Origin of the sequence: Lactobacillus amylolyticus DSM 11664 (assembly GCF_000178475.1) — a bacterium.
Taxonomy (GTDB): domain Bacteria; phylum Bacillota; class Bacilli; order Lactobacillales; family Lactobacillaceae; genus Lactobacillus; species Lactobacillus amylolyticus.
In genome coordinates this window covers 108,986-116,345 of the sequence record NZ_ADNY01000029.1, presented here as the reverse complement: position 1 = coordinate 116,345, position 7,360 = coordinate 108,986, and the positions used below count along the sequence as shown (strand labels likewise).

At 38.8% G+C, this 7,360-nt stretch carries 9 protein-coding genes, 1 tRNA gene, 1 pseudogene and 1 riboswitch; of the genes and pseudogenes, 8 read left to right on the top strand and 3 right to left on the bottom strand.

Going from position 1 to position 7,360, the window contains the following annotated elements:
• Positions 1 to 95: 95 nt before the first annotated feature.
• Positions 96 to 521 (bottom strand): Hsp20/alpha crystallin family protein, encoded by a 426-nt coding sequence (locus HMPREF0493_RS03940; RefSeq protein ID WP_006351994.1) that lies wholly within the window; start codon positions 519 to 521, stop codon positions 96 to 98.
• A 202-nt stretch (positions 522 to 723) separates the two neighbouring features.
• Between HMPREF0493_RS03940 and greA the strand changes: the two genes are divergently transcribed.
• The 4 genes from greA (at position 724) to HMPREF0493_RS03920 (ending at position 3,722) form a co-directional block, all read left to right on the top strand.
• The gene (gene greA, locus HMPREF0493_RS03935; RefSeq protein ID WP_006351993.1) at positions 724 to 1,185 is read left to right on the top strand and encodes a transcription elongation factor GreA; all 462 of its coding nucleotides are present in this window, start codon (positions 724 to 726) and stop codon (positions 1,183 to 1,185) included.
• Positions 1,186 to 1,270: 85 nt separating this feature from the next.
• Positions 1,271 to 2,602 (top strand): Y-family DNA polymerase, encoded by a 1,332-nt coding sequence (locus HMPREF0493_RS03930; protein ID WP_006351992.1) that lies wholly within the window; start codon positions 1,271 to 1,273, stop codon positions 2,600 to 2,602.
• Positions 2,595 to 2,954, top strand: coding sequence for a hypothetical protein (locus HMPREF0493_RS03925; protein ID WP_006351991.1), 360 nt, complete (start codon positions 2,595 to 2,597; stop codon positions 2,952 to 2,954). Before HMPREF0493_RS03930 ends, HMPREF0493_RS03925 begins: the two co-directional genes overlap by 8 nt.
• A gap of 105 nt (positions 2,955 to 3,059) precedes the next feature.
• The gene (locus tag HMPREF0493_RS03920) at positions 3,060 to 3,722 is read left to right on the top strand and encodes a CPBP family intramembrane glutamic endopeptidase (RefSeq protein WP_040457173.1); all 663 of its coding nucleotides are present in this window, start codon (positions 3,060 to 3,062) and stop codon (positions 3,720 to 3,722) included.
• A 49-nt stretch (positions 3,723 to 3,771) separates the two neighbouring features.
• Here the strand turns inward: HMPREF0493_RS03920 and HMPREF0493_RS03915 are convergent.
• Together HMPREF0493_RS03915 and HMPREF0493_RS03910 are read right to left on the bottom strand one after the other, a co-directional pair.
• Positions 3,772 to 3,842: transfer RNA gene (locus HMPREF0493_RS03915), tRNA-Gly, on the bottom strand.
• A gap of 41 nt (positions 3,843 to 3,883) precedes the next feature.
• Complete coding sequence (locus HMPREF0493_RS03910; RefSeq protein WP_006351989.1) at positions 3,884 to 4,480, bottom strand: SOS response-associated peptidase family protein; 597 nt, start codon at positions 4,478 to 4,480, stop codon at positions 3,884 to 3,886.
• 126 nt (positions 4,481 to 4,606) lie between these two features.
• On the opposite strand from HMPREF0493_RS03910, the gene trpS reads away from it, so the two are divergent.
• The 4 genes and pseudogenes from trpS to HMPREF0493_RS09265 all read left to right on the top strand — a co-directional run.
• Positions 4,607 to 5,635: a tryptophan--tRNA ligase gene (gene trpS / locus HMPREF0493_RS03905; RefSeq protein WP_006351988.1), complete on the top strand. Its 1,029-nt coding sequence runs from the start codon at positions 4,607 to 4,609 to the stop codon at positions 5,633 to 5,635.
• Positions 5,636 to 5,647: 12 nt separating this feature from the next.
• Positions 5,648 to 6,130 (top strand): deoxycytidylate deaminase, encoded by a 483-nt coding sequence (locus HMPREF0493_RS03900; protein WP_006351987.1) that lies wholly within the window; start codon positions 5,648 to 5,650, stop codon positions 6,128 to 6,130.
• Positions 6,108 to 6,725, top strand: coding sequence for a TPM domain-containing protein (locus HMPREF0493_RS03895; protein WP_006351986.1), 618 nt, complete (start codon positions 6,108 to 6,110; stop codon positions 6,723 to 6,725). The genes HMPREF0493_RS03900 and HMPREF0493_RS03895 overlap by 23 nt, the downstream gene beginning before the upstream one ends.
• 60 nt (positions 6,726 to 6,785) lie before the next feature.
• A riboswitch (M-box (ykoK) riboswitch) is annotated at positions 6,786 to 6,949 on the top strand.
• Between the two features lie 252 nt (positions 6,950 to 7,201).
• Positions 7,202 to 7,285 (top strand): annotated as a pseudogene (locus HMPREF0493_RS09265) (hypothetical protein); the annotation flags it as partial.
• Between the last annotated feature and the right edge of the window lie 75 nt (positions 7,286 to 7,360).

Sequence of the window (7,360 nt, the reverse complement as noted above, 5' to 3'; positions counted from 1 at the left end):
GTAAAAGAAAAGTGGACTCACTTTACTGAATCCACTTTCCTTAGAGAATTATGTAAATTGTTAATTTATAAGGACTTCTTGAAATATTCTATAAACTAATCAATTTTAATTGAACTGTCACTGCTATCAGCAGCTTGCTTCGGCAAAGTAACAGTCAATACACCATCATCATACTTTGCATGGATCTGATTTGCAACTACATTTGGCAATCTAAATAAACGAGAAACATGTCCTTCGGTTCTTTCTTTGTGGATAATATTGCGTTTCTTGTCACTTTCATCTTTGAATGATTTTCTTGAAGCATCAACGCTTAAGATCCCATCACGGTAGTTTAAATGGATGTCTGATTTATTCATTCCAGGCATGTCAATCTTTACAACGTAATCTTTGTCACTTTCAGCGACATCGGCTTGCATTAAGTCGCTTATTTCTTTATCATCGAAAAGGTTCTTTGGAAAACCAAACCAATCATTCATTGCATCAAACATATCGTTGTGACGATTCATCAATTCGTTTGCCATATTCAAGACTTCCTTTCATTCCAAAACTTCCTTTTATTCCTTACACTGATTATTGTAGCAGCTTTTATTAATTGTTCAACTATTTAGCACTCTGAAGTGTATAGTGCTAAAAATATTTAAAAAAGTTGATTAAACAAGCTTTACACCTTGTGGATAATTTTTTAAAATCAAGCATAGACAACAGAAAAGAGCTAATTTAAAGATGGTTTATTATCAAAAAATGACTCCAGAAGGGTATAAAAAAATTGAAGATGAAATTGCACGCTTAAAAAAGGATCGTCCTCGCCGCATTAAAATTTTGCAACAGGCCAGATCGATGGGTGATTTATCTGAGAATACTGAATATACTGAGGCCAAGCGTGATTTAGGTCACTTGCAGAGTCGCTTGCGTTATTTAGGCAAGCAGCTTAAGTACGCTGAAGTAATTGAAGCCAAGAACTATGGTAAGGTCAACATGGGTTCAACCGTCGTTTTGAAATTCGACGATGATGAAAAAACAGAAGAATATCAAATTGTTGGTCGGATGGAGGCAGATTTAGCAAAAGGAAAGACTGCCTTTGATTCGCCATTAGGGCAGGCAATTATGAAGCAGCAGGCCGGCAGCACTGTTACGGTTTCAGCGCCAGCTGGAGACTATTCCGTAACAATTGTGGAGGTAAAGTAGCCTCCTATTTTTTTGTTGCTTTTTCAAACGTCTGTTCGTATAATATAACTATCGAACAAGTGTTTGAAGAAAAGAGCTGAGATTGATGTATGACTATCGCTATGAGCCGCATCGTTTAATTTTTATGATTGATAACAAGTCCTTTTTTGCCAGCTGCGAAGCTTTGCGCATGGGGATTAATCCGATAAAAGCAGTGCTGGCGGTAATGTCACATCAGCCTCATTCTAGTTTTGGATCAGGACTAATTATGGCTGCCTCGCCGCTTGCTAAGAAAAAATATGGTCTTTCGAATGTTATGCGGGCGCGTGATATTCCCAAAGCAGCATTTAAAGCTGGAAAAGATAAATTAATGCTGGTTGAACCACACATGAATTTATACATTAAACGCAGCATGCAAGTACTGGATATTTTTCGCAAATACGCCGCAGAAGACGATATCCATGTTTATTCAATCGACGAGAGTATGATTGATATGACGAAGTCTTGGCGTTTATTCGGGGATGATCCGTATTATGTGGGCCATAAAATTCAAAAAGATATTCATGATACGCTTGGTCTTTATACTACTTGCGGAATCGGAGAAAATCCGCTTTTGGCTAAACTAGCAATGGATATTTCAGCTAAGCATCGGACCTCAATGATTGATTATTGGCACTACATTGACGTTCCGGATACAATTTGGAAAATCCCTAACTTAGAAGATGTATGGGGCATCAACACCAGAACTGCTAACCATTTGCGCCGCATTGGCATCAATAATATGTATCAATTGGCTCACAGCGATCCGGAGATTTTGAAGCGTGAATTCGGTGTTATCGGTGAGCAATTATTTGCAATGAGCTGGGGCGTTGACCGCAGCATTATTAGTCAGAAGTATTTTCCGGTAAGTAAAAGCTATGGCAACTCCCAAGTGCTGACAAGAGATTATTTTGACCAACGTGAAATTGAAATTGTCATCAGAGAAATCGGCGAGCAGGTAGCTGCCAGGATTCGTGCACATGGACTAAAGGCCGGCCGGGTTGGCTTATTTGTGGGTTATTCCTTTGAAGAGCGCGAGCATGGCGATCATCGCGGCGGCGGTTTTAATATTCAGCAAAAGATCACGCCAACGAGTGATAACAGTGAATTGGTACATGAATTGCTGGCGCTTTTTCGTAAAAAATGGCATGGTGAAGCAGTCCGCGTATTAGGCGTCGACTATAGTCATTTGGATCCAGATACTGAACAGCAATTGAACTTTTTCATGACGCCGGCGCAGCAAATTAAAAGACGCAATTTTGATTTAACGATTGATCAGATTCGCAAGCGCTATGGTTTTGCCAGTTTGGTTAAAGCTTCCAGTTTATTGAAAGGTGCAACGGCAATTCAACGCAGTTCTTTAGTTGGCGGCCATAACGGTGGCAATGCCTATGAATGATTTTGATCGTAAAGTAGAGCAATTTTTTAAAAATTATCAGGATCGTGGCATGAAAAAGTGGGCCGGCTTTTTTCTTAGCGACCACACTTTGAAAATCAATAAGGATAAGGCTAAGCGGGCAATTGTTTATCAAAAAAAGCCCAGCATGAATGAAGATGAAATTAGTCAGTTGCTTTTTAAGGCGTTCAGCGACCACTATTACGTGCAGGTTCAGTTAAAAGAACTCGATGATGATGGTAAATTGAATGCCGATATTTGCGGCTTTGTAGAAGGATATCAGGAGCAATTAATTATTATTTCAGGTCAAAAAGTCGCAATTGATGATATTAATAATGTGACAATAAAATGTTAAATTTACGAAATTGTACTTTCTTTAATTTATAAAAGAAAGATTTTTTGCTATAATATCTGCTTTAGATACACATAAATACATTAGCAGAATATTGGAGTGAAAATTTTGAATACGCCTGAATCAAGAGAGGGTAACTTGATTCGCTATATCGTTTATACTGTTGGCTATTTGATGGTGGGCGGTGTAGTTAAACTAGTTACCAATAATTCACCGATTAGAATATGGGACCTAATCCTATTTGGCTTAATTACAGTGATGGTTGGCTTGTTTTACATTTATCGTTTTAACCGTGAACAGCGCTTTTTCAAGCGCCAGCATTCATTGCCGTTTTTAGGCGATATAGGTCTTACAATTGGATTGACGCTGTTAGTAACAGCCTTGCGCATTATGGTGATGTATTTGCAGGCATACAACAAGATCAGCTGGTATGGTTTTCAAATTATCTATTTAAAGCATGAAAGCATACCAATGTTTTGGTTTTTGATAGTAGCCAATGGTTTAGTTTTGCCGATCTTGCAAGAATATTTGGCAACCGGCTTTTTATTTAATTATTTGTTTAGACAAAACACCAAATTAGCGGCAATTGCGGGAATCATTACTTCAGGTATAATTTTCAGTATTCTTAACTTCCAATTGTCTTGGCCGCTCTTAGCAATTGATGTTATGTTCGGCGCAATTTTTGCCTGGTCTTACTTATATACGCAAGCTTTATGGATGCCAATGTATTTGTCAATTTTAAGTGGTTTGCTCATTGTAGTTATGACTTAGAGCAACAAAAAAGTGTTTAGGATTTTTCCCTAAACACTTTTTTCTTTTAAGCGGATAGCGTGAATCGAACCCGCATCTTCAGCTTGGGAAGCTGACGTTCTACCATTTAACTATATCCGCGTTACTCCCATATTTTATCATGATTAGAGCGGGGAGCCAAATTAATTTTTATGAGGCAGTTGTTTAACCTGCAGTTTGAAATTTTGGCGATTGATTAAATCGGTAAAATTCTGAAATAGCCAATGGCGCAATTCTTCCGGCTTGATTACTAGTGGCATTCGATTATGAATTGGTGCCATTTCCTGATTAGGTTCAGTGGTGACCATTGCAAAATGATTTTGATCGTAGATTCCCGCAATAAGGGTTAGGGGATGCTCCCGATCTGAAAAACTAAAGGATTCGTGATATTTTTTATTACCGGCGGAATACGTTTTTTTACTGTATTCAAAAAATTCACTGGTGATGATAATGCAGCGCTGCCGGGCAAAAGATTTGTCCCACATGGAAGGCTTAGCTTCATAAAAGCGCTCGATTCGTGCGTTGAATAACGGTTTATTATCCTTGGGACTTGGATAGCCCCACGTTTTTTGCGCAAGCTGTAGCTGATTATTTTGATAAAGCAAAACAGGTGCGGTTTTTCCAGGGAAAATATCGCCAGCCTCACTGTTAAAAGTGGGCTTAACCAGTGGCAAGTTCAAATCATGCTTTAAGTACTGCGAAATCTCATATAAAGCGGGCAAGCGAAATTGATGACACATGTGCTCCACCTCCTCTAATATTGTAACTGATTTAAGGAGAGTTTAATAATAGCTTGATTTTTGGTAAAATTGAGCGTAATAAGGATAAAAGATTAACGCAAATTAATAATAGAAAGAGAAAAAATTATGGCCAAAGAAATTTTTCTTACAGGTGATCGCCCAACAGGCAAACTTCACATCGGTCACTACATCGGTTCATTGAAAAACAGAGTTAAGCTTCAAAATGAAGGCAAATATGATCCTTACATTATGATTGCTGATACGCAAGCTTTGACTGATAATGCTCGTGATCCAGAAAAAATTCAAAATTCATTGATTCAAGTCGCTTTGGATTATTTAGCTGTTGGCCTTGATCCGAAAAAATCAACGATTTTTGTTCAATCACAAATCCCAGCTTTATTTGAATTAACGGCTTATTACATGGATTTGGTAACTGTATCGCGTTTGGAAAGAAACCCAACTGTTAAAACAGAAATTAAGCAAAAAGGCTTCAATGACTCAATTCCTGTTGGTTTCTTGAACTATCCAGTTTCACAAGCTGCCGATATCACTGCCTTTAAGGCTACTTTAGTTCCAGTAGGCGACGACCAGGAACCAATGATCGAGCAAGCTCGTGAAATTGTGCGGACTTTTAATCGTGTATACGACTGCGATGTATTGGTTGAACCTAAAGGCTTCTTCCCACCTAAAGGTTCAGGCCGTCTTCCGGGCCTTGATGGCAATGCAAAGATGTCTAAGTCGCTTGGCAACTGCATTTACTTGTCAGATGATGCTAAGACTGTCCAAAAGAAAGTAATGTCAATGTACACTGATCCTAACCACATTCACGTTGAAGATCCAGGAAAAGTTGAAGGCAATACTGTCTTTACTTATCTTGATGTTTTTGATCCAGACAAGGACAAAGTGGCAGAACTTAAGGAAGAGTATCAAAAAGGCGGCCTTGGTGACGTAAAGATTAAGCGTTATTTGAATAAGGTTTTGGAAAATGAACTAGAACCAATTCGTGAACGAAGAGCTAAATATGCCCAAGATACAGATGCTGTTTACGAAATGCTGGTTGAAGGCTCAAAGAAAGCAAACGTGAAAGCCAACCAAACTCTTCAAGAAGTTAGAGATGCTATTGGTTTGAATTATTTTGGTCACTTTGATAAGTAAGAAGGCTTAAAAATGCGCGATCGAATTCCTTGGAAACAATACTTTATGATGCAGGCATTAGTAATTGCCCAACGCTCTACCTGTAATCGGGCTTTGGTCGGCAGTGTTTTAGTAAGAGACAATCGGATTATCGGAACCGGCTACAATGGTTCAATATCCAGACAACCGCACTGCGATGATGTTGGGCACCAGATGGTTGATGGTCATTGTGTCAGAACGATTCACTCAGAGATGAATTCCCTGATTCAATGTGCCAAAAATGGCGTTTCAACTGATGGAACAGAGATCTATGTTACTCATTTTCCTTGCTATAATTGCACTAAGGCTCTAGTTCAAGCGGGTGTTAAACGGATAAACTATTATTTCAACTATCGTGATAATCCGCTGGCAATGAAGCTCTTACAAGATTGTGGGGTGCCATATGAGCAGATTAAAATTAATCGAAAATACGTTGAAAGCTTGGAGCATAAACTTGAAGAAGACGAAAATTACTAAATTATTTATGCTATTGCTGCTGGCAATCGGCTTTGTGACAACAACCGCTTTTGTCCAGCCGAATATCGATGATGCAGCACATGTAATTAACTCTAAGACGCAAAAGTTAATTGAGGCTAAGAACAACCGCTATTTGCAAACTAAAGAACAGCCACAAGTTGCTGTAGTAACGGTTAAACGGTTGAACAAGTTGACGCAAGCTCATTTGAGCGAAATGAAGCGGACGGTTTATATCGTAGTTGGCGTTAAGGGCAAGAAGAAAAAAGTTCAGATTTATTCTTCTAAAGATTTGCATAGCGCATTTACTGCCGAAACACGACTGAATATTATTCGCGCAGCTGCCAAAGATTTGCGCAGCACCAATTCAGCCACTTTTAATAAAGGCTTGCGTTTTGTCTTCAGAGCCTGCACGACCAGAATTGATTATCAGTATCAATATTCACGGGATAAATATGATTTATCGACTGCGGAACAGAATAAGATTGATCACCCTAATCGGGTAGCTTTGCCGATTGCTTTGGCTGTGGTCATTTTGATCGGGGTCTTGATGTATTTCTTTAGACAAATTCGCAGAAAAAATAGTCATAATAACTAATCAAGATTTGACGTTGGCTGCTTTTAAGTATTAAACTACTCAAGGAATGAAATAAGTTAGCAAATAAACTGTTAGGTGAGACTCCTACGTGAACACACGCTATCGCCCGGAAACATCTAGAGATGCCAACGGGTTAAATAGGTGTCGTCGACTTAAGGCGAGATTCAGATAGCTAGCATGTGCTTACGTCACGTAGTGTTAAAACTGAACGACGAGTACAAAAAGCCTTGTTTGGCATGAAGACCACCTGCAGAAATTGCAGGTGGCCTTTTTGGTTTGTTTGCATAAAACGAAGAAGCTGGGGAGGGCTTATGCTAAAGACAACGGATAAAAAGAAGCTAAATGACGTTGATTTATAGTGGGTTAAGCAAATAGCACGAGAAACTCGTGTCGGCACTTTGGCGAGGCTTCACGCAAGTGCAGAAGGCTTATCGACTAAACAAGCTTTAATCAACCGCAAATAATACGGTTCTAATGAATTAGAAAACAGGGCCAAGGAATCAAAAATGCATTTCTTGCTCGAAGCATTTATTACTCCTTTTACCATCGTTTTATTGCTGCTGATTGTGGTTTTATTGCTTAAAAATATTTTCCCACTCGGTGGAAATAATAATTTGGGCACGATTATAGTAATT